Origin of the sequence: Lichenihabitans sp. Uapishka_5, assembly GCF_033947565.1 — a bacterium.
GTDB lineage: Bacteria > Pseudomonadota > Alphaproteobacteria > Rhizobiales > Beijerinckiaceae > Lichenihabitans.
In genome coordinates this window covers 14,554-36,714 of record NZ_JARPVX010000034.1, presented here as the reverse complement: position 1 = coordinate 36,714, position 22,161 = coordinate 14,554, and the positions used below count along the sequence as shown (strand labels likewise).

Sequence of the window (22,161 nt, the reverse complement as noted above, 5' to 3'; positions counted from 1 at the left end):
CTCGGCGGCCGTGGCGGCCAGGGCCGGGTCGCTCGACGCGACGGCGCCAGGGGGCGGCTGCACCGGCTCGAACGGGTCGCGATAAGCCTCGCCGCCCTTCAGCCCGATGGCGCCGGCGCCGCCCTTGGCACCGTCGGTCGAGGCCTTCTTGGAAATCTTGGGCTGGGCGTCGTTCTTGGCCGCGATCTCGGCCAACACCGCATAAGGGTCGCGGAACAGCTCCGCCTCGTGCTTGGCGGTCTTGTCCGGCTCGGTGTTCTTCTTCTCGTTGGCCGCGTTGGTTTCGACGGGCGCCTTGGCGTCGCTGGCGGCGGTGCCGTTGTCGGTCGGCTTTTCCTTGGTCTGGGCGTTCGAATATTTCATGATGCTGGTGGCGTCGTTCTTCAGATCCTGCAACCCCTTGGGCTGTGGGGTCGAGTCGACGAGCTGCACCGGGTTGAAGTAATGCGCGATCACGGCCTTGGTCTTGTCGCTGGCCGAGATCAGCCACATGACCAGGAAGAAGGCCATCATGGCGGTCATGAAATCCGCGAAGGCGATCTTCCAGGCGCCGCCGTGGTGGCCTTCCTCGTGCTCGCCGCCCCGCTTGACGATGATGATCTCGTGATGACCGTCGCTCACGCTTGCGCTCCCAGGGCGGCGTCGAGCTTGCGTGTCCAGGCGCGCAGCTGCGAACGGATGCGGGTGTCGCCGAGCGCCACCGTGACGTCGGGCGCCTCGGATGGCGTGAAGGTGACGGCCGGGCGGTCGCCGTAGCGCTCGGCCAGCGCCGCCACGAGGTCGGCCGGACCCGACACCGTGACGGCACGGGTTTCGCCACCGCCCAGCAGCGACGCGAGCGCGTCGCCGAGCTGGCCGAGCGCCTTCTGCTGGGCCGCCTTGGCCAGAAACGGCTCGAGCAGCGGCGCCAGCGCTTCGGCCAGGCGCCCCTGCAACGCCTCGAAGGCCGCGTCGAGGCGGGCCGCCAGCGTGGCCCCTTCTTCCGCGGCCCAAAGCGCGCGCGCGGCCGCCATCGCCTCGACATGCGTCGCGTCCTGCGCGGCCAGCGCGGCCTCGATGTCGGGCCGCGGCAGCGCCAGCGGCTCGACGGTCTCCGGCTCGAACAGCTCCCCATGCGGAGCCTCGAGCATGAGGTTCGGCGGATCCGCGAAGGGCGGCGGGAGCGCCAACACCTCGTCCTCGTCCCCCAGGCTCAGGTCGAGCAGCGCCGGCTGGGCACCAAAGGTCGGCAGCGCCGGCAAGGTGCCGAAGCTTGGCAGCGCCGGCAGGGCGCCATCCGGGCGGAACTCGGCGAGGTAAAGGCCGATCGGGCGCATCATGCGGCGGCTCGCTTATGGATCCACAGCTTCAGGATGGCGGCCGCCTGCGCTTCGTCGAACTCGATCATCTGCTCGAGGCGCTTCTGCGGCGTCTTGCGGGGGCGGAGCTCGTCCAGCATCCCGTCGCCATCGCCGGCATCCCAGGACGGGGTGAAGCCGCCCATATCCATCGCGGCCAGGGGATTGTCGGCCGTCATCGAAGCCCCGGCATCGGCGAAGTTCATCATGCTGGGGTCGGGCAGCGCCATGGTGGCGCCGCCGTCCAGCCCCATCGTGGGCTCGATCGGCAGGGCCGACAGGAGGCCGCCCTGGGAGTCGCGCGGGGCACCGAGCACACGGGTGAGGGGCCGCACCGCGAAGAACAACACCAGCAGCGTCACGCCGAGGATCATGGCGGCGTTGATGAGCGTACCGGACTGACGCATCAGGGCATCGGTTATCGACACGGAGGGCACCGCCTCGAGGTCCTTGCCGGCATCAACGAAATCGGCCGCCATCACCTTGATGGAATCGCCGCGCGCCTTCTCGATGCCCGCCGCCGAGGCCGCCAGCTGCTCGATCTCGGCGAGCTTGGCGGGCGGCACCTCGCTGCCGGCCTTCAGGCCGAGCGAGGTGAGAAGCGCTGCCCGGTTGAGCACCACCGCGATCGACAGGTGCTCGACCGCATAGCCGGCCGACACCGTGGTGACGGTTTTGGACGAGATCTCGTAATTGGTGAGGTCTTCCTTCTTGTTGTTTTCCTCGTTGGATTGCTTGCCGCTGCTGCCCGGGGTGTTGTTCTGCGGCACGTTCTGGCCGGCCGTCGTGGGCGGCGTCGCGGAGCTATTCTGCGAGTTCTGCGATTCCTTGACGGTGCGGGTCGAGCGCTCGACGCGGCCATCGGGGTTGTAGGTGGTTTCGGCGGTCTGCTTCGTGTCGGTGTTGAGCTTGGCCGCGACGCTGATCTGCAGGTTGTTGACCCCGAGCGACGGCGACAAGGTTTTGCGGATGTTGTCGCCGACCTCGCGGCTGATCTGCTTCTCGAGGTCGAGCATCTTGCCCGGCGCCGCATTGCCGGCGTCGTCGCCCGAGGCCAGCACGGTGCCATCCGTGCTCAACACGGTGACGTTGTCGGGCGTCATGCCCGGCACGGCCGCGGCCACGAGGTGGCGGATCGCCTGGGCCGCATGGGCGTCGTCGACCGTGGTGGCGCGGATCAGCACCGAGGCGGTGGCGGGCTGCTTGGCCCGACGGAACGAGCCTTCGTCGGGCAGCACGATATGGACCCGGGCCGCCTTGATGCCCGACATGGACTGCACCGTGCGGGCGAGCTCGCCTTCGAGCGCCCGGACGCGCGTCACGTCCTGCATGAAGGAGGTGAGGCCGAGCGACCCCATCTTGTCGTAAAGCTCGTATCCGGCATTGGCCGAATGGGGCAGGCCCTTTTCGGCCAGCAGCATGCGGGCCTGGGCCGTCTGGCCGTAATGCACGCTGACGCTGGTGCCGTCGGCGCTGACGTCGAACGGGATGTCGGCATCCCGCAGCGCCGCGCCGATGCCCGACACGTCCTGGCGGTCGAGCCCGGCGTAGAGCGTCTCCATGGACGGCCGGCTGAGGTAATAGCCCGCGATGCCGACCAGCAGGAAGGTCGCAGCGCCGATCGCCGCCAGGGCCCCGAGCTTGCGGGCCCCGAGTTGCAGCAGGTTGGCCCAAAGCCTCTGCACTTGCTCTGTGGGATTCATCGATACCCTGGGGGCCATCATGGCCCGTTCACGTCCCGGCCACCTTGGAACGGCAAGCTTGCGTGGGAATGGCCCCCGCGGGGGTGCCGCTCAGCTCAGGGTTGTTATGGCGGTCGGCGGCCCGATCGAACGAAGTGGAGTCGACTCCGCTCTGACAACTCCTAGGCCGGCAGGCGCCACCAGGGACCGTCAGCCGGTCGCGCGCCGCGGGTGCACACCCGCTCGAGCGCACCGCGCAGCAGCGGGCGCGCGAACTCGCCGCGGCTGCCGTTCAGGTGATGGTGGCCCTGACCACGGGCCGCAGCGAGCAGGTAATACCAGGGACGCAGGTGCTGCTCGCCGTCGAGGAAGCGGTTGAGCTCCAGCACCTGCAGGGTCGGCGGCCCGAACAGCATGTTGCTCAAGCCCGCCCCGTGGGCCGCCAGCACCACCTCGGCATTGCAGAACAGTTGCGCCTGGGCGCGGAAGTCGTGGTCCTCGAGGTGGATGCGGGTGAAGCCGAGCCGCTCCGCCTCGGCCTCGATGGCGGCACTCTCGGCCGGGTCGACCCGCGCATCGCTGCGGCGGGCCACGTGGAGGCGCTTCGGCGAAGCCGGATCGGGCGTGAGCTGCGCCCGGACGGGGTCGAACAGCCGGTCGTAGTCGGGGCAGCATGGCAGCAGACCCGGCTGCGGGTCGTCGAGCCAAAGCGTGTAGATCCGCGGCGCCCGGTAGAGCCCCGGCGGCAGCTGCAGCGCATGGGCGTCGAGGCCCGTCATGGCGAGGCTCTGCCGCCACACCTCTCGGCCATAGGCGATCGGCCATCCGGTGGCGTGGTGGCTGTCGTAATCCGGGATCGCGATGCGGGCCCCGAAGCCCGCGATGCGGCGGCTCATCAGCATCTTGGGCACCGCCAAGCAGAGCCAATGATAATAATTGCGCCAGGCGCAATCTACGACCACCACCACATCCTCGTCGAGCGGCACCGCGCGGGCCCGGAGCGTGGCCGGGTCGGGCAACGGTGGCTGGCCGAACAGCGCCGTCTCGCGCAGCGGTTTGCCGTCCGGCAGGAAGATGATGCCGTCACGTCCCGGCTCCATCGAGAAGAAGCCGTCGCGGATGCAATGGAGGTTGAGCGCGAGATCGAGGCGGCTGCGCCCTTCGTCGATGGTCTGCAGCAGCGGCTTGAAGTCCTGCCCGTCAAAGACCGGCTGCAGGCTCGGTGCCATGAAGCGGTTGGGAATCGATGAAAGCTGCATGCCGGATCCGTTTCGGCTGTCCGGGTTCGGGGGACCGCCTCAGGCGACGGCGGCGATGGCTGGGTGTCGGACGATCGGCGCCATGTCGGCTTCAGGCTCGAAAAGCGCCAGGAGAGCGACGGCCTGGGACCGCGCCACGATCCGAGCATGGCCACGCGCCGCCAAGGCCGAGCGGGCCTCGGCATCGGCCAGCAGCGCGCGGCAACGCCCGACCAGATCCTCATAGGCGCAGACCGCCATGCCGTCCGCGAGATCCGCCAGGTCGGGATCGGCGGGGTCGCCTTCCGTGACCACGCAGGCCCGATTGGCCAGCAGCAGGCTCACCCGCACGCTCTCGAACACGGCAGCCTCGTAATAATGCAGGTTGAGCACGATCTTGGCCCGGGCGATCAGCGCGTCGCGGGCGGCGCCATAACAATCGAAGGCATGCGCCACCACCACGCCGTGCGCCTGCAGCGCCTGCAGGACCTGAAGCCGGCGGGTGTTGGCCGATCCATAGAACAGGACGTCGATGTCGCGCTCCGGGGCCGGCGCGATGCGCTCGAGCGCCGGCACGTAGCCGATCGGCAGCACAACGGCATGGCCGAGGCCGGCCTGCCGCAACGCCCCGGCGTTGCGGTGGCTGTAGTCCAACACGGCGTGCCGGCCGAGCAGGGACACGTAAGTCTTGCTCATCCAGGCGGAGCTGCGGTCGACCTGCTCCATGTTGAACAGCACGGTGCCGGGCGGCAGGATGAGGCTCATGTTGGGCGACAGGAGCTGCGGGCCGAGGACGATCGGGATGCGGCCCTGCCACTGGCTCGGATGCGTCACCACGGGCGCCGATCCGCCGCAAGCCGCAAAGGCCTCGCTGAGGGCGGTCGCCACATCGTCGAAGGCGTGGTGGTGCGTGTAGTCCTTGGGTGACACGATCCAGACGCAATAGCGGTTCCGGCCGGCACTCCAGGGCTCCGCAAAGGCTTTCGGACCAGGGGGCGGCACGGCCGGCGCCGGGGAGGGCGCGACCGCGGCAAGACGGTCCGCCACAGGGGATGCCGCGGCGAGTGCGGCTGCGGCTGGTCGGCGATTGCGCTGGGCAGCGGCGGCGCGGCGTTCGCGCCAATGGGCCCAGGTCGCCCGGTCGGCGGGCGTCAGCGCGATCTTGCGCAGCCGGACCGACATGGAATCGATGGCGCGCGCCGTGCGGATGATCTCGTCTTCGGGCACGCCGCGGGCCTGCATGGCCTCTCCGACGGTGCTGGGCACGAAGCGCAGCGCATCCGTGGTGAAGCGGCTCTCGCCCCAGCCCATGTACCAAAACCAGTCGGTGTAATAAAGCCAGCTGCGCTCGTTGAAGCCCCGCACATGGGTCGGGTCCTGCCAGGCCCCGAGCGACAGGTCGTAGGGCACGCTGATCTCGAACACGCCGTCGAGGCGCAGCAGGTCGAGGCAGCCCGTCATCAGCCGCATCAGGTTGGGGACATGCTCGAGCACGTCGTTGGCGACAATACGATCGAACTGCCCGGGCCTCAGTTGCACGGGACCGAAACGTTCGGTCGCGAGCCGTATTCCCTCGGCAGGGATATCGACCGCGCCAAGGTCCAGCACCGCATCCGGGGCCCAGGACGCGTCGATGTCGATGTTGAAGGCCTCGGGCTGGAAATCCTTGCCGGACCCGAGATTCAACAGGCCCGGCAGCCGTCCCGGCTCGGCGTCTTCGATACGCATGCGTGACGATCCCTCAAGCCATGATGCGGGGTTTCAGGTAACGCGCCCGGACCAGAACGCCCGCCGGTCGAAATCGCGACCGACCCTACCGGGCCGGACTTGTGCCGGGCTGACGGGTGGGACGCGCGGCACTGTTTCCACTACAACCGCAGAAAAACACCGGCGGGAGGAACGGCACATGGCGGACGCGGTCATTGGAATCGATATCGGCACCCAGAGCACGAAGGCGCTGCTGGTGCTGGCGGACGGCACCATCCTGGCGCAGGCGTCGCGGAGCTATGCGCCCGACACGCCGCACCCGAACTGGGCCGAACAACACCCGGACGTCTGGCTCGCGGCCGTCGAGGCCACCGTGGCCGACGTGGCGCGGGCGGCCGGCACGCATGCGGTGCGGGGCCTTTGCGTGTCGAGCCTTTACGGTGGCTCCGGCATCCCGGTCGACCGAAACATGCAGCCGCTGCACCCTTGCCTGATCTGGATGGACCGCCGCGCCGAGGCCCAGGTGGCCTGGGTGAAGCAGAACATCGACCTCGCCCGCCTCGGCAGCGTGACGGGCAACGGCGTCGACAGTTATTACGGCTTCACCAAGATGATGTGGCTGCGCGACGAGCGGCCGGACGTGTGGGCCGAAACGGTTCTGTTGCTGCCGCCCAACGCCTATGTGATCCAGCGCCTGACCGGCGCGGTCGCGGTGGACCACAGTTCGGCCGGCAACATCGGCGGGGTTTACGACGTTGCCGCCCGCCGCTGGTCGCACGAAATTCTCGACCTCCTCGGCATCCCGGCCGCCCTGATGCCGGACCGGCTGGTGGAGCCGAGCGAGGTCGTGGGCGGCCTCGACGCCGCGGCCGCGGCGCGGCTCGGCCTGCCCGAAGGGACGCCCGTGATGGCGGGCGGCGTCGATGCGGCGGTCGCCACCTATGCGGCCGGCGTGGTGGCGCCCGGCCACCATGTGGCGATGATCGGCACCAGCATGTGTTGGGGCTATGTGGCGCCACGGGCCGACGCCGCGCACGGGCTGATCTCGATGCCCTATGTGGTGAACACGCCGCATGACCTTTACGTGTTCGGCGGCGCCGGCACGGCGGGCGCTTCCGTGTCGTGGTTCCGCGACCAATTCTGCCAGGCCGAGGTCGAGGCGGGCCGCGCACAGGGTCGCGACCCGCATGCGATCCTCGAGGACGCCGCGGCCGGGCTGCCGGCAGGCGCCGAAGGCCTCGTGTTCCTGCCCTATCTGATGGGCGAGCGGTCGCCCGTGTGGGACGGCCAAGCCTCGGGCGCCTTTGTGGGCCTGAACCTGTTCCACACCCGCGCCCACCTCTACCGCGCCGTGCTGGAAGGCGTGACGCTGGCGCTGCGGCATAACATGGAGGCGGGCGCCAAGGGGGCGGCGACGCTCGAGCAACGCCTCATCGTGGTGGGCGGCGCCGCGAAGTCGGACCTGTGGATGGGGATCGTGGCCGACGTCACGGGCCTGCCGGTCTGGACCATCAAGGAAGAGGTCGAGGCGGCGCTCGGCGCGGCCCGCCTGGCGGCGCTTGGGGCCGGGCTGATCGGCCCCGACGATGAAAACACCTGGATCACGCTGGTCGAACGCGCCACCCCCACCCCGTCCCGCCAAACCCGCTACGACGCGCTCTTCGCCGTTTATGCAGCGCTCTACCCGGCCTTGAAAACCCAGATGCACGCGCTCGCGGCGCTGCGCGGCGACGCTTGAAGCGGGCGCGGCGGCCCCGACCCTCGCCTGTCGGGGCCAGCGTCGCGCAAGATTATCGGTTTCTAGTGCGTCCCAAAGGGTTCGCCGATCGCTGCGCGGGCCGCAAGGATCAGGGACCGCATGCGTTTGTCCGGGCCGCGCTGCTGGCGACATCGGGGCGATCACCCGGGCCATAGGGTGGCCCCGGGGCCGCGTCGCGGAGTCACGTCGGCGCTGTGAACGCCCCCGTCAGCATCACCCTGTCGCCGCACCATACGGCGCTGCGCTGCTTGTTCATCATGGCCTTGCAGCGCGGCGTGCATCTCCAGGCCGACCACATCGCGGCGATCGGCGAGGCGGACCTGCTGCCGTCGGCGCTGCGGGTGCTGGCCAGCGTGGGGCTGACCGGCAAGGTGCTGAAAGGGCAGCGCTGGCGCCAGGTGAAAGACCTGCGCTCCGCCTGTCCGATGATGGCGCTGCGACGCGACGGCGCCTGGGTGATCCTGGTCAACGTCATGGACGGGCCGGAAGGGCCGTCGGCCTTCGTGCTCGACCCGCGCCACGAGGGCGCCGGGCCGGTGCTGATCCCGCGCGCCGAATTCGTGGCCGACTGGTCGGGGCTGCTGTTGATCAGCAAGCGCGCCCCGCAGCCCGTCAAGGTGGAGGAGCGGCGCTTCGGCCTCGGCTGGTTCCTGCCCGAGATCCTGCGCCAGCGTCGCCACCTGCGCGACGTGGCGCTGGCGGCCCTGATGTCGACCCTCATCGGCTTCGCGATCCCGCTGTTGTTCCAGGTGCTGATCGACAAGGCCGTGACGCACCGCAGCTACCAGACGCTCGGCTCCGTGGTGGCTTTGTTCAGCGTGCTGGTGATCTTTGACAGCATCTTCGCCTACACGCGCCAATATCTGATGCTGTTCGTCACGAGCAAGATCGACGCGCGCCTCGCCTCGCGCACCTTCGCGCACCTGCTCAGCCTGCCGCTGCACTTCTTCGAAAGCCGCACCTCCGGCCTCATCCTGCGCAATCTGCAGCAAACCGAGACCATCCGGCAGTTCCTCACCGGGCGGCTGTTCCAAACGGCCCTCGACGCCGTGTCGCTGCCCATCACCCTGGTGTTGCTGACGCTCTACAGCGGCAGGCTGACCCTCGTGGTGCTGGCCTTCTCGGTGGCCATGGCGGCCATCATCGGGGTGATCGTACCGATCTTCCGGCGCCTGCTCGAGCGGCTCTACCAGGCCGAAGGCGCCCGGCAGAGCCAGCTGGTCGAGACCATTCACGGCATCCGCACCATCAAGTCGCTGGCCATCGAGCCGTCGCGCCTCACCCTCTGGAACGACACGGTGGCGGCCGGGGTGGAGCGCCGCGCCGCCGTCGGCCGTATCGCGACGCTCGCCAACGTGTCCACCACGGCGCTCGAAAAGTCGCTCGGCATGGCGATCCTCGGCATCGGCGCCATCGAGGTGTTCAACGGGTCGCTGACGCTCGGCACGCTGATCGCCTTCAACATGGTGTCGGGCCGCGTCACCGGACCGCTGGTGCAGATCGTCGGGCTGATCAACGAATACCAGCAGACCGCCATGGCGGTCGACATGCTCGGCACCGTGATGCAACACCCGCGCGAGCGCGACCCCGGCCATCAGGGCGCGACGCCGCCCATCACCGGCCACTTGAGCTTCGACAATGTCAGCTTCCGTTATCCGGGGGCCGGCACGCCGGCGCTCGACGGGGTGAGCTTCACGGTCGAGCCGGGTCAGGTGATCGGCGTCGTGGGCCGATCGGGCTCGGGCAAGACCACGGTGACGCGCCTCGTCCAGGCGGTGCAGACCGCCGGCGAAGGCACCGTCCGCATCGATGGCGTCGACATCCGGGCCATCGACCTGCGCCACCTGCGGCAGAACATCGGCGTGGTGCTGCAGGAAAACTTCCTGTTTCGCGGCACCATCCGGCAAAACGTCGCCATGACGCGGCCCGATGCGAGCCTCGAGGAGGTGATCGAGGCCGCCCGCATGGCCGGCGCGCATGAGTTCATCGAGCGCCTGCCGGCCGCCTACGACACGATGGTGGAAGAAAACGGCGCCAATTTCTCGGGTGGCCAGCGCCAGCGCCTCGCCATCGCGCGCGCCCTGGTGCTGCGGCCGAGGCTGCTGATCTTCGACGAGGCGACGAGCGCCCTCGACCCTGAAAGCGAGGCCATCGTGCAGGAACACCTGACCGAGATCGCCAAGGGCCGCACGCTGTTGATCGTGTCGCACCGGCTCACCTCGCTGGCCGGGGCCGACGCCATTCTGGTGCTCGACCAAGGCAAGGTGCTGGATTTCGCGCCCCACACCACCTTGCTGACGCGCTGCCACGTCTACCAGCGGCTGTGGCTCAAGCAGACGAAGTTCTTCTGATGTCGGATGCGAGGGAGCGTGACGCCGCGGCGCCGCAAAGTATCGCCGAGCCGGGGCGCCGCCCGCGACGCCTCCGGGCCGGGGCGCGGGCCGCCACCGTGATCGCCTTTCCGCTCAGCCTGTACGGGCGCATCGCCGGGGGCCTGGCGGTGTCGCGCGCGCAGCTGCAGCCGCCCTTGCGCGACCTCGACGAGATCTTCGACGCGGCGCCGCCGGCGGCCGTCCGCTTCACGCCCTATGTCATCATGGCCGTGATGGCCGTCACGATCACGGTGGCGTCTTTGGTCAAGGTGGACATCATCGTGACGGCCGGCGGCAAGCTGGCCGCCGACGCACCGCCGATCGTGCTGCAGCCGATGCAGCTCGCCGCCATCCGGTCCCTGCGGGTCCGGGCCGGCGACGTGGTGCACAAGGGCGACGAGCTCGCGACCCTCGACGCCACCCTGACCGAGGCCGACCAGTCGGTGCTGGTGTCGCAGCGCGACGGCCTGCGGGCCGAGATCGAGCGGCTCGAGGCCGAGATCGGCGAGCGCGCCCCCGCGTTCAGCGGCCGCAATCAGGATTCCGTGCTGCAATGGACGCTCTACGGCCAGCGGCAGTCGCAATATGCCGGGCGGCTGCGGGCCTTCGACGAGGACATCGCCCGGTTGCACGAAAGCCTTGCCGAAAGCACCGCCAATGCGGCCTCGCTCGGCCAGCAACTGGGGATCCACAAGCAACTCGAGGACATGCACGGCAAGCTGTTCAACAAACAGATCGAAACGCGGTCGACCTTCATGGACGCCACCCTGCTGCGCCTGCGCACCGAGCGCGACAAGCGCGAGGCGGAAGGCCGGCTCGGCGAGCAGCGCCACGGTCTCGCGGCCCGCGAGGCCGACCGCCAGGTCTTCATCGACCAATGGCGGGCGCAGCTGCTCGACGACCTCGTCAAGGCTCGCAAGGAGATGGCCGGCGTCACGGAATCCCTGGTCAAGGCCGACCACCTCAACGCCATGGTGGTGCTGCGGGCGCCTGCCGATGGGGTGGTGCTGGAGGTGGCCAAGCGCTCGGTCGGCTCGGTGCTGCAGGCGGCCGAGCCGCTCATCACCCTGCTGCCGACGGCCGCGCCGCTGATCGCAGAAGTGTCCATCGCGTCGGGCGATGTGGGCTATGTGAAACCGGGCGACGCAGTGCTGATCAAGGTCGACACCTTTCCATTCGAACGCTTCGGCACCCTGCATGGCCGGCTTCGCGCCGTGGCCGAGCAATCGCTTGGCGGCGGCACGGCGGCCGCAAGCGGCCAAGCCCCGGGCGGCCTGACCCATCTCAGCCAGGTGGAGATCGACAATCCGGTGCTGCGCGACGGCGACACGCCTGTTCGCCTGATCCCCGGCATGTCGCTCAGCGCCGAGGTGAAGGCCGGCAGCCGCAGCGTCATCTCGTATTTCCTTGAGCCGGTGACCCGCGGCCTGCACGAAAGCATTCGCGAACCGTAAGGCAGGTTTGGCGGGCGGCTTTGCTTCGGGATGCGAGGCACAGCCGCGGCGACGGAACGGATCCCTAAACACCGGCGGCTCGACTTAAGCCCTGTTTAAGAGCTGCCCCTTATAACCAGATCACGGATCGGTGAAGTCGTTTTCAAGACTTCCCGAAGGCATGATGCCGCTCCGTGCCGCCGGGTTTAGCCGGCCGTATTCTTGTCATCGTCGCACAGGCTCCGCCTGGCTGGTCAGCGTTTTTCCGACGTCGGCTGCCGCGAGACTGCGCCGGAGGCAAGCCCAAGTGCAGCGCCGTCCGGCGCCATCGCGGTCATTGTGAAGCCTGCCCGATCCGTGCGGCTTTCGCGTTTGTTGGAGCGTCCGGTGTCTTCAATCATTTCCAGCATGACGACCACGCAGGTCGCGAATCTCTCGACCACCAACATCGCTTTGCTGAGCACCACGGACATCGCGGCCTTCAGCGCCGCCCAGGCGGCAGCGCTCAGTGCCACCCAGGTGGCCTCTTTGAGCACGACCGACCTGGCTTACTTCACGGCCACGCAATTCGCGGGCCTGACCACGAGCGTCATCAACAGCTTGACCGCCACTCAGGTCGGCGTTCTCACGGTCGCCGAGGTCGGCGCCCTGTCGGCCGCCCAGGTGGCGGCTCTCACCGTCGCCAATGTGGCGGGCCTGACGGTCACCACCCAGCTGCCGGCCCTGAAGTCGAGCCAGATCGCCGCCATGACCACGGCCCAGGTCGGCGCCCTGACGGCCGCCGAGGTCGGAGCGTTGACGACGGCCCAGCTCGCCGGCTTCACGGCGAGCCAGCTCGGCACGCTGAGCGCGGCCCAGTTCGCGTCCCTCACCTCGACCGACCTCGGCGCCCTGTCGGCCGCCCAGGTGGCGGGCCTCAACACCACCGATCTCGCGGCCCTCGACACCGCCACCCAGCTGACCGGCTTCAAAGCCACCGAGATCGCGGCCCTGTCGGGCACCCAGGCGAAGGCGTTGACCTCTGCGGCCATCGGCGCCCTTACGACGGTGCAGATCGGCGGTCTGAGCGCGGCGGCCTTCAGCGCCCTGACCACAACCCAGGTCGGGGCCCTGACAACGGCCCAGATCGGGGTGTTGTCGAAGACGCAGATCGGCGGTTTGACCACCACGGAGATCGGCTACCTCACCACCACCCAGGTGGCCGGCCTCAGCACCACGGGCATCGCGGGCCTTAGCGTGGCGCAGATCACCGCGGTCAGCACGGCGGACATTTCCGCCCTGACATCGGTGCAAGGCAACGCCTTCACGTCGGTGCAGATCAACAGCATGACGACCGCGCAATCGAACGCGCTCTTCACCGTCGTCCACTCCTGATCGACCTGACCCGGGCACGGTGAGTTTCGTGCCCGGGTCAGTGTTCGGAGGGATTGCCCAGCCAAGCGGGGTGCCACTCAGTTCGGCTGCGAACAATTGACATAGCACCACACCAAATGTACGAATTCCGGATCGTTTAAGGCCTGCGAAGACGGGCCGTTGCCGCAATCCCTGGGAGGATGCATGGCAGAGATCCTGGACCATCTGGGTCAGCCGGTGAGGCATGGCCGTGCCCGCGTGAACGGCATCCGCATGCACTACGTCACAGCCGGGCAGGGCGAGCCGCTGCTGCTGCTGCTGCTGCACGGAACGCCGAAGAACCACTTCTATTGGTACAAGCTGCTGCCGTTGCTGACGCCGTATTTCACGGTGGTGGCCCCCGACCTGCGCGGCTTCGGCTATACGGACAAGCCGCCCGCCGCCGAGGGATACGACGCCGCGACGAACGCGCACGACGTGGCCGAACTGATGAGCCTGCTCGGGCACGAGCGCTTCCACCTGCATGGCGAAGACCGCGGGGCCGAGTTCGCCTATGTGCTGGCGGCCACCTTTCGGGATCGCGTCCGGACCTTGTCGTTCTGCGAGATGCTGTTGTCCGGGCAGGGGCTCGAAGACTGGTCGAATTTCACGCCCGAGGCCATCTCGGCGCAATTCGACCAGCGGGGCGTCTGGCTGTGGCACATCCCGTTCTTCTGGATCCCCCATCTGCCCGAGATGCTGATCACCGGCCGCGAGCGCGAGTTCTGGGAATATTGGATCAAGGCCGAGACCTGGAACCCTTATGCGGTGTCCGAGGAAGCGCTCGCCGAATGGATCGGCTGCCTCAAGGCCCCAGGCGGGTTGCGCGGCTGCCTTGAAACCTATCGGGCCGGCCTGAAGAACGCGCGCATCATCGCCGAACTGAAGCAAACCAAGCTGACCCTTCCGATCATGACCGTCGGGGCGCCCGAGTTCTTCGGACCGCTGGTCGAGGCGCAGATGCTCAAGGTCGCCGATCGCGTCGAGCGCTCGGCCGTCTTCGCGGAATGCGGCCACAGTCTCGCGCTCGAGGCCGAGGACCGCCTCGCCAGCATGCTGCGCGAGTTCATGCTGGGCCGCTGACCGCGGCCGGACGCCAAACGAGACCGGCTGCTCGAACGGCCTGGGAGGAGCGCAGATGACACTCGATTATACGGCCATGGGCTTCATCACCTTCGATTGCCTGGGCTGGCCCGTCACGGCCATCCCCGAGGGCGGCGGCACGACCTTCATCGACGACCTGACGCTTGCGGTGTCGGGCGCCGCCGGCACGGCCGCCATCGCGGCCGCCAAGATGGGCCTCAGCTGCCGGGCGGTTGGCGGTGTCGGCCCCGACATGATGGGCGACTGGGTGCTGCAGCGCCTCAACCAGTTCGGCATCGACACGAGCGCCATGCAGCGCCGGCCGGGCTGGCGCACCTCGTCCTCCATCGTCACCACCCGGCCGGACGGCGCCCGGCCGGCGCTGCACATGAAGGGAGCCACGGGCGATTTCTTCATCGACGACGACCTCGCCCCGCAGGTGATCGACGCCCGCGTGGTGCATTTCGGCGGCGTCGGGCTGATGACCCGCATGGACGAGGGCCGCAATGCCGAGCTCGCCCGGCGGGCCCAGGCCGCAGGGGCCATCACCACGGCCGACATCTTCGCGGGCTCGGCGGCCGACATGCCGGCGGTCGCCAGCATCCTGCCCTACACGGATTATTTCATGCCTTCGATCGAGGAAGCGCATGCGTTGACGGGGCGGCACGACCTCGAAGGCACGGCCGCCTTCTTCATCGACAAGGGCGTCCGCTGTTGCGTGTTCACGCTCGGCCAGGACGGGGCCTATTACCATCACCAGAACGGCACCCGCTTCACGTTGCCGGCCTATGAGGTGCCGGTGCGCTGCACCTGCGGCTGCGGCGACGCCTTCGACGCCGGCTTCGCGGTGGCGCTCATCCGGGGCATGGACGCCGAAACCGCAGTGCGGTTCGCCCAGGCGACGGCGGCGCTCAATGCCACCGGCCTCGGATCGCAGGCCGGCGTGGAGGATTTCGACGCCACCTGGGCCTTCATGGAGCGGACGCCGCTGCGGCGATCCCCGGCGACCCTGGCGGCGGTGGCCTGACGGGCACCCCGACGAGGCAGGCGCCATCCTTCCGCCTGCCGCTCGACGCGTATGCCGGATCGCGCTAGCTCTCCGGTGCCGGGGCTGGATCGCGGCGCAAGGCGAGAACAGTCACGTGCACGACCAGAACGAGCGCGAGCCGCTCACGCTTTATCTCGACATCGATGGCGTCGTCACCACGGCGGCCTACCAACGCAAGGCCGGCAAGGACAAGCTCGATCCGGCCGCCGTCGCGATCGTGGCGGCCCTGATGCGCGACTTCGGCGCCGTGGTGGTGGTGTCCTCGACCTGGCGCGTGGCGGATTGCAGGCCGACGCTGGTCGAGGCCGGCTTGCCCGAAGACCGATTCCATGCCGACTGGCGCACCGCCATTCCGGCCACGAGCCGCGACCCCGAGACGGGCGCCATGCTGCCCGCCGAGCGGGCGCGACGCGGCGAGGAGATCGCGGACCACGCCAGCCGGAATGGCATCACCCGTTATCTGGTGCTCGATGATGTCGAGATCGGCGATGCGCATGCGGGTCGACACGTCAAGCCGAACCCCGAGCGGGGATTGACCGAGGCGGAGGCCAGCCTGGCCCGCAGCCTCGTGGCCCGCCTCGATGCGACGTAAGACGCGCCCCAAGACATCAATTGTGGCGGATCGCGGTCCCGGGCGTTGATTTTTCCTTAAGACTGGCCCATTTCATGACGACCGTGTGACGACGGCGTCGCGCACTCCCCGATTTCGACTGGTTCCACATCCTTGACCGGACAGGTTTGTTCGGTCGCGGCGCTGTTTATTGCGCTTCGGGGGTGTGACGCATCGGGGGGCGGCTGGCGGAAAGGAGTGGCTGCGATGTTCGGAATGGGAAAACGCACGAAGACACCGCGCCACTCGCTCGCTTGGCTCGGCATCGTCGAACGATCGGCCGCCAAGGCCCACGCGGCCCTCGTGGCGGCGGGCTGGCCCGAGATCGGCTATGGCTATCATGGCAGCGTCCACGCGCATCCCGACCACCCGGATGTGGTGGTGCGGTTTGCCCGCAAGGCCGACGGGTTCGGCGATTATGTGGCGCTGTTGCGCAAGGGATTTTCGGGCTCCGACGGGCCGCACGCCCCGCAGGTTCACGACATGCACGTCAGCCGGTGCGGCGCGCTGTTGACCGTGGCGTCGCGCCTGGCGGAACCGTCGCAGGGGGCCTGGTGGCTTCCCTTCGCCCATGCGGTCATCGCCGACCGGCCCGATGCCGAGATGGATGAAGGCGTGCGGACCCGCTTCAAGGCGGAATGGCCCGATCACGAACCCTATGTCGACCATGCCTGCTTCGACGGCATCCGGGATGCGTTCAGGACGGTGTGGCCCGGCTATGAAGGCTATGTGGCGGCCTTGAGGGCCGTGGCGCCGCGGGGGCTCGACCCGAACGTCGGCAACGTCCTGGTCGGTTCCGACGGCAGCCCGGTGGTCAACGATCCCTTGTGCGACAATGGCGACGGCCTGTGGCGTTCGCCGCTGTCGAAGCTCCTGGGCCGTGTCGGTGATGCCCTCCGCGGGGCAATCGGCCAGCCCTGGCGCCGGGCGCCCTGGGCGGCCTGATGGGATCGCAGACTACGCTGGCGGGTTGAGCGGCTCCCGGCGCACAGCGACAACGCGGCGTCGAGAGGCTCAATCCGCCACGAGCGACTCCGCCACGGTTTCGTCGGTGACCAGCACCTCGGGCTTCAGCAGCCGGATGGCGGCCAGCACGGCAGCCGCCTTTTCCCATCCGCCGGACGCCAGCACGATGCGGCGCGCCTTGCGGAGCATGGTCGGGTCGGCCGAAATGACGCGATCGTTGAGCGGGTGATCGAGCAGGGCGCCGTCGGCATCGATGAAGCGGCACAGCAGGTCGCCCACAGCGCCCCCTCGCGCCAGCGAGGCGAGTTCCTCCTTGGTGGCGAGGCCATAGCGGCTGAGCGTCGAGCCCGGTGACAGTTCACCGACGCTGATCAGCGCCACGTCGAGCCGTTCGGCATGTTTGAACACGTCCTCCATGCCGGCGTGGTTGACCAGCGCCTCGCGGGTGCGGGCGTCGGGCGCATAAACGGGCGCCGCCATCATGAAACACTCGGCCCCGAGCCGGTCGGCGAAGCGCCAGGCGAACTCGCTCGGGTTGAATTGCGAGGCCCGCGTCAACCCGCCCAGCAGCGACACCACGGTGAGCTTGTTGAAGGCGCGCTGCGGCAGACTCGACAGGCTCGACGACAAGGTGCGGCCCCAGCCGAGCCCGATCGTCATGCCGTCAGTCAGGATGGACGACACATAGGCGCCCGTGGCGGCACCGATCAGGGCGCCGACGTCGGCGTCGCTGGCCGGGCGGGGGATCACGATGACGCGCTCGATGCCAAACCGGTTTTCGATGCGCCGCGCGAGCGCGATGCTGGCCGCAAGCGGCGCATTGACGGTGATCTGCACCGTGCCGTCCTCGCGGCAGGAAGCCAGGATGCGCAGCACCCGGGCCCGCGTCATGCCGAGCGCCTGGGCGACCGCGTCCTGGGTCATGCCTTCCATGTAATAAAGCCAGGCCGCGCGGGTGCGCTGGTCGGCCTCGAGGTCAAAACTGTCAGGCGTCGCCATGCATCCCCGTTTCGCGCCGTCGCCCCCTACCGGCGCTCCCCCAAACGTGCTGGCTCTGTTCTAGGGGATGGCCGAAGGGGAATCCACTTCGACCATCCCCTTGAGCCTGATCGGGCCAAGTGGACACCACTTGGCCCGATCAGGCAGTCGACCACGCGCGAATGCTGGGATTTGTCGGGTTCAACAAGAACCAGAAAAACCCTAGCGGCGGCGAACCAGGTCGACCAGCACGGCCACCAGCACCACGGCGCCGATGATGACGCGCTGCCAATAGCCCGACACGTTGAGCAGCACGGTGCCGTTCTGCAGCACGGTGAGCAGCAGCGCGCCGAACACCGTGCCGACGATCGTGCCCTCGCCGCCGCGCAGCGAGGTGCCGCCGATGATGGCGGCCGTGATGGCCGACAACATCCAGCCTTCGCCGACCGAGGGCTGCGCCGCATCCATGCGGCTCGCGTAAAGGATGCCGGCGAGCGCCGCGAACATGCCCGCGAGGCCGAACACGATAAACTCGACCCGCCACACCCGGATGCCGACGAGCGCGGCCGCGTCGCGGTTGCCGCCGACCGCATAAATGTTGCGGCCGAAGCGCGTGCGGGTCAGCACCCACCACAGGATCGCGGCGGAGGCGAAGAAGGCGATCACCGGAAACGGCAGGCCGAACAGGTCGCTTTGGCCGAACACCTTGAACTGCGGCCCGAGCGGCCGCACCGGATAGCCCTGCGTGATGACGAGGTTCAGCCCGGCGAAGATCTCGCCCGAGGCCAGCGTGACGATGAACGGGTTGAGCCGCAGCTTCGCCACGAACAGCGCATTGGCGAAGCCGAGCAGCAGCCCGAACCCCATGGTGAGCGGGATCACCGCATAAGGGTGGATGCCGAATTTCGTCAGCATCAGGGCGCCCACGATGGCCGACAGGCCCGCCGCGGCGCCAACCGACAGATCGATGCCGCCGATCAACAACACCAGGGTCTGCCCGAGCGCCACCAGGCCCACGAAGGACGCGTTGCGCAGCACGATCGGCAGGTTGGCGGCCGTGAAGAAATACGGCGACGCGACGGCCAGGAGCGCACACAGCGCCAACAGCGCCAGCAGGGCGCCGCTCGCCTCCCAGCGGCGGAAGCGCGTGAAGGGCGAGGCGCGGAGGGCCGGTCGCGCCGCCAGGGTCATCGGGTCAGCCATCGGGACGCGCCTTCAACTCATGGCCTGTTGCAGCAGGGATTCCTGGGTGGCCTGATCGGCGCGCTGCACGCCCTTGATGCGGCCCTCGTGCATCACGAGGATACGGTCCGACACTTCGAGCACCTCGCCGAGCTCGGACGAAATGTAGATGATCGACAGCCCCTCGTCGCACAGGCCGCGCAGCACGGTCTGGATCTCGAGCTTGGCGTTGACGTCGATGCCGCGCGTCGGCTCGTCGAGGATCAGCACCTTCATGCCGCGCATCAGCCAGCGGGCTAGGATGACCTTCTGCTGGTTGCCCCCGCTGAGGCTGGTGATCGGGTCGGCCCCCACCCCGATCTTGATGCGGATACGCTTCACGTAATCCGCCACCTCGCGCACCATGTCGCCGAAACCGATGTTGAGCGCAGAGCCGAAGCGGCCGTAGCTCGGCAGGCTCATGTTCTCGTCGATGGACAGCAGCGGGAAGATGCCCTCGGCCTTGCGCTCTTCGGGCAGGTAGACGAACCCCCGGGCGATGGCGTCGGCCGGGTGGTCGATCCGCACCTGTTGGCCGAACACTTCGAGCGTGCCGGCATCGGCCACCGTGACGCCGAACAGGCATTTGCCGAGTTCCGTGCGGCCGGCGCCGACAAGGCCCGCGATGCCGAGGATCTCGCCCTTGTGGAGCGCGAAATCGATGTCCTGGAACTCGCCGTGGCGCGTCAGGCCGCGGACCTGCAGGGCGATCTCGCTGCGCTCCACGAAGGGGCGCGGCGCGTGGGTGCCCTTCACCTCGCGCCCCGCCATCATGTTGATCATCTCGCCCTTGCTGGTCGCGGCGGGATCGAGCTGGCCGATCGAGCGCCCGTCCTGCAGCACGCTGATGCGATCGGACAGGTCGAGGATCTCGTCGAGGCGGTGCGAAATGTAGAAGATCGAGCCGCCGCCGGCGCGGAAGCGGCGGATGAACCGGTAGAGCTTGTCGGTTTCGCGGTTGGTCAGCGTGGCGGTCGGCTCGTCGAAGATCAGGATCTCGGCCTCGGTCGCCACCGCGCGGGCGATCTGCACCAGTTGCTGCTGGGCCTTTGACAGCGCCTCGACCTTGGCGGCCGGGTCGATCGTGTCGTCGATCTCGTGCAGAAACCGGGTGGCGCGATCACGGGTGGCGCGCCAGGCCACCAGGCCGCCGCGACCGCTATGGGCGCCGAGCACGATGTTCTCGGCCACGCTCAGCTTCGGAACGAGGCTGATTTCCTGCGGCGCGATGCCGATGCGCGCCGCCTGGCTGTCGACCGGCGAATGGAACACGACGGGCTGCCCGTGACGGAGCAACTCGCCGCCCGTGGGCTTGAGCTTGCCGCACAGGATGTTCATCAGCGTCGACTTGCCGGCGCCGTTCTCGCCGATGATGGCATGCACCTCACCGGCACCGATGGTGACGGTGACGCCGCTCAGCGCTCGCACGGGCCCGAAGCTTTTCGAGATATTTCGGGCCTCGAACACGGGCGTCATGGCAACCCCCTCCTCACCGCCGTCATTCCGGGGCGGCAGAGCCGAACCCGGAACCGGGAGCCCCGGCGGCTATCGCGGTGGCTCCCGGTTCCGGATCTCCGCTTCGCTGCGTCCGGAATGACGGTCGTCTGGTTTCGGCGGTAGCCCCTCAATTCGTCAGATCGGCCTTGGTGATCATGCGCGAGCCGGTTTCATGGTCCATCGGGATGGTGTGGCCCTGGTTCTTGGCCACGATGTATTTCACGGCCCAATAGCCTTGGTCCCATTGGCGCTGCGCCATGGTGGCCGTGATGACGCCGTCCTTGATGAACTGGATGGTTTCGGGCAGGTCGTCGAGGCCGACGATCTTCACCACGCCGGCCTTGCCGGCGTTCTGCACCGCGCGGGCGGCGCCGATCGGGTTCGAAGCGTTGCAGCCGAAGAGGCCGACGAGGTCGGGATGGGCCTGAAGGGCGTTCTCGGTCAGTTGCACGGCCTTGTCGAGATCGTCGTTGTCGGGTTGCTCGAAGACGATCTTGATATTCGGGTGCTTGGCGAGTGCCGCCTTGAAGCCCTGGACGCGGCGGATGTGGTCCTGCGCGGTGAGGCTGCCCGACAGGATGCCGACGTTGCCCTTGTCGCCGATCTGCTTAGCCAGGAACTCGGCGAGGTCGTAGCCGTCCTGGTAGGAGTCCTTCTGGCCCACAAAGGGGAAGCGCTCGGCGCAGAACGAGTTGAAGGTTTCCACATTGATGCCGGCCTTCACGGCTTCGTCGAGGATCTGCACGTTGGTGGCCGGGTCGAGGCAGGACACGACGAGCCCGTCCGGGTGCTTGCCGATGTTGGTCTCGATGCGCTGGTTGTGGTCGGACACATCCGCCTGGGGCGGCTGGTCCCATTGCACGTCGACGTCGATGCCGGATTTCTTGAACTCGTCGGCCGCAAACATCGACCCGGCCTTGACCACCTCGTACCAGGGATGGATGACCTTGGGGATGAAGACGATCGTCTGCTTAGTGACGGGGTGGATCAGCGTGGCCTGATCGGCGCCACCGGCCGCAAAGGCCGAAGGCGCGGCCGCGAGGCCGAGCACCAGCAGGGAAGCGGCGACATGCGTGGGCTGCATCACGGGGCATTTCCTCCTAGGAAACAATGCCGGCTTCGCCGGTCGTTCCGGCAGGGTGAAATTCCATTGTGCTAATGTCAATACATTTGTTCGGTTTTGCACGGGGTAGGAGGTGATGGAGCGTGGTAGCCCGCCAATGATGGACAGCACGAACGCAGTCGAGTTTTCGACTCGCAATCGATTTTCCCGTCATCGCGAGGCGGCGCAGCCGCCGCGGCAATCCAGGCGGCGCTGAGGTTCTGGATTGCTTCGCTCCGCTCGCAATGACGGAAGGCGAAGGCAGAAGCTCTCTCCGACTCCCGTTACATCTTGACTTATCGACGTACAAATGTTTGCAGTCTCATCAAAGCAGAAGAAGGGGAGGGGACCCGCTATGCCGTGCATCCTGGGGATCGACACGGGCGGCACCATGGCCAAGGCGGCCGTGTTCGACCTCGACGGCACGGAGCGCGCCAGCGCCCGGCAGGCCAATGCCGTGCGGTTTCCCGAGCCCGGCCATACCGAGGTCGACCCTGAATCCATGTGGCGCTCGGCCTGCGGGGCCGCGCTGCAGGCCCTCAAGGCGAGCGGCGTGTCGCCCGGCGACGTGGTCGGCATCTCGACCACCGGGCACGGCAACGGGCTCTACGCGGTCGACGCCGACGGGCTTCCGGTCGGCCCCGGCATCGTTTCGACCGACAGCCGCGCCGATGCGGTCGGCCGCGACTGGACGGCGGCCGGCCACGCGCCCGCCGCCGAGGCCGCCATCATGCAG

At 68.3% G+C, this 22,161-nt stretch carries 19 protein-coding genes; 9 read left to right on the top strand and 10 right to left on the bottom strand.

All coding sequences use genetic code 11. The features are described from left to right. The 5 genes from P7D22_RS13190 to P7D22_RS13170 form a co-directional block, all read right to left on the bottom strand. Positions 1–621, bottom strand: a 621-nt coding sequence (locus P7D22_RS13190; RefSeq protein ID WP_319934707.1) for a flagellar motor protein MotB, incomplete at its 3' end; no start/stop codon positions are given. Continuing rightward, positions 618–1,319 carry a hypothetical protein gene (locus tag P7D22_RS13185; protein WP_319934706.1) on the bottom strand — a complete coding sequence of 234 codons (702 nt, stop codon included), beginning with the start codon at positions 1,317–1,319 and terminating at the stop codon, positions 618–620. The genes P7D22_RS13190 and P7D22_RS13185, both read right to left, overlap by 4 nt. After that, positions 1,316–3,040, bottom strand: coding sequence for a flagellar basal-body MS-ring/collar protein FliF (fliF, locus tag P7D22_RS13180; RefSeq protein WP_319934705.1), 1,725 nt, complete (start codon positions 3,038–3,040; stop codon positions 1,316–1,318). The genes P7D22_RS13185 and fliF overlap by 4 nt, the downstream gene beginning before the upstream one ends. 161 nt (positions 3,041–3,201) lie before the next feature. Then, positions 3,202–4,278, bottom strand: coding sequence for a glycosyltransferase family 61 protein (locus P7D22_RS13175; RefSeq protein ID WP_319934704.1), 1,077 nt, complete (start codon positions 4,276–4,278; stop codon positions 3,202–3,204). Positions 4,279–4,317: 39 nt separating this feature from the next. Beyond that, positions 4,318–5,985, bottom strand: a complete 1,668-nt coding sequence (locus tag P7D22_RS13170; protein ID WP_319934703.1) for a hypothetical protein — start codon at positions 5,983–5,985, stop codon at positions 4,318–4,320. A gap of 178 nt (positions 5,986–6,163) precedes the next feature. Between P7D22_RS13170 and P7D22_RS13165 the strand changes: the two genes are divergently transcribed. From P7D22_RS13165 to P7D22_RS13155, 3 genes are all read left to right on the top strand, one after another. Then, on the top strand, positions 6,164–7,702 hold the full coding sequence (locus P7D22_RS13165) for an FGGY-family carbohydrate kinase (RefSeq protein WP_319934702.1): 1,539 nt from the start codon (positions 6,164–6,166) through the stop codon (positions 7,700–7,702). A gap of 215 nt (positions 7,703–7,917) precedes the next feature. Next, positions 7,918–10,074, top strand: a complete 2,157-nt coding sequence (locus tag P7D22_RS13160; RefSeq protein WP_319934701.1) for a peptidase domain-containing ABC transporter — start codon at positions 7,918–7,920, stop codon at positions 10,072–10,074. Continuing rightward, entirely contained in the window at positions 10,074–11,549 is a 1,476-nt protein-coding gene (locus P7D22_RS13155) for an HlyD family type I secretion periplasmic adaptor subunit (RefSeq protein ID WP_319934700.1), read from the top strand. Before P7D22_RS13160 ends, P7D22_RS13155 begins: the two co-directional genes overlap by 1 nt. 233 nt (positions 11,550–11,782) lie before the next feature. Here P7D22_RS13155 and P7D22_RS13150 read toward each other — a convergent pair whose 3' ends face one another. After that, entirely contained in the window at positions 11,783–12,064 is a 282-nt protein-coding gene (locus P7D22_RS13150; protein WP_319934699.1) for a hypothetical protein, read from the bottom strand. Here P7D22_RS13150 and P7D22_RS13145 point away from each other — a divergent pair. The 5 genes from P7D22_RS13145 (at position 12,057) to P7D22_RS13125 (ending at position 16,606) form a co-directional block, all read left to right on the top strand. After that, the gene (locus tag P7D22_RS13145) at positions 12,057–12,902 is read left to right on the top strand and encodes a hypothetical protein (RefSeq protein ID WP_319934698.1); all 846 of its coding nucleotides are present in this window, start codon (positions 12,057–12,059) and stop codon (positions 12,900–12,902) included. The genes P7D22_RS13150 and P7D22_RS13145 overlap by 8 nt on opposite strands. A gap of 183 nt (positions 12,903–13,085) precedes the next feature. Continuing rightward, complete coding sequence (locus tag P7D22_RS13140) at positions 13,086–14,003, top strand: alpha/beta hydrolase (protein ID WP_319934697.1); 918 nt, start codon at positions 13,086–13,088, stop codon at positions 14,001–14,003. Between the two features lie 55 nt (positions 14,004–14,058). Continuing rightward, positions 14,059–15,030, top strand: coding sequence for a carbohydrate kinase family protein (locus P7D22_RS13135; protein WP_319934696.1), 972 nt, complete (start codon positions 14,059–14,061; stop codon positions 15,028–15,030). Between the two features lie 115 nt (positions 15,031–15,145). Further along, positions 15,146–15,643 (top strand): HAD domain-containing protein, encoded by a 498-nt coding sequence (locus tag P7D22_RS13130; protein WP_319934695.1) that lies wholly within the window; start codon positions 15,146–15,148, stop codon positions 15,641–15,643. Positions 15,644–15,877: 234 nt separating this feature from the next. Next, the gene (locus P7D22_RS13125) at positions 15,878–16,606 is read left to right on the top strand and encodes a hypothetical protein (RefSeq protein ID WP_319934694.1); all 729 of its coding nucleotides are present in this window, start codon (positions 15,878–15,880) and stop codon (positions 16,604–16,606) included. Between the two features lie 69 nt (positions 16,607–16,675). Here P7D22_RS13125 and P7D22_RS13120 read toward each other — a convergent pair whose 3' ends face one another. From P7D22_RS13120 to P7D22_RS13105, 4 genes are all read right to left on the bottom strand, one after another. Next, entirely contained in the window at positions 16,676–17,626 is a 951-nt protein-coding gene (locus tag P7D22_RS13120; protein ID WP_319934693.1) for a sugar-binding transcriptional regulator, read from the bottom strand. Between the two features lie 201 nt (positions 17,627–17,827). After that, positions 17,828–18,808 carry an ABC transporter permease gene (locus P7D22_RS13115; protein WP_319934692.1) on the bottom strand — a complete coding sequence of 327 codons (981 nt, stop codon included), beginning with the start codon at positions 18,806–18,808 and terminating at the stop codon, positions 17,828–17,830. A 12-nt stretch (positions 18,809–18,820) separates the two neighbouring features. Next, positions 18,821–20,302: a sugar ABC transporter ATP-binding protein gene (locus P7D22_RS13110; RefSeq protein WP_319934691.1), complete on the bottom strand. Its 1,482-nt coding sequence runs from the start codon at positions 20,300–20,302 to the stop codon at positions 18,821–18,823. A 148-nt stretch (positions 20,303–20,450) separates the two neighbouring features. Then, positions 20,451–21,407, bottom strand: a complete 957-nt coding sequence (locus P7D22_RS13105) for a substrate-binding domain-containing protein (RefSeq protein WP_319934709.1) — start codon at positions 21,405–21,407, stop codon at positions 20,451–20,453. 373 nt (positions 21,408–21,780) lie between these two features. On the opposite strand from P7D22_RS13105, the gene P7D22_RS13100 reads away from it, so the two are divergent. Further along, the coding region (locus P7D22_RS13100; RefSeq protein ID WP_319934690.1) for an FGGY family carbohydrate kinase at positions 21,781–22,161 on the top strand (381 nt) is incomplete at its 3' end.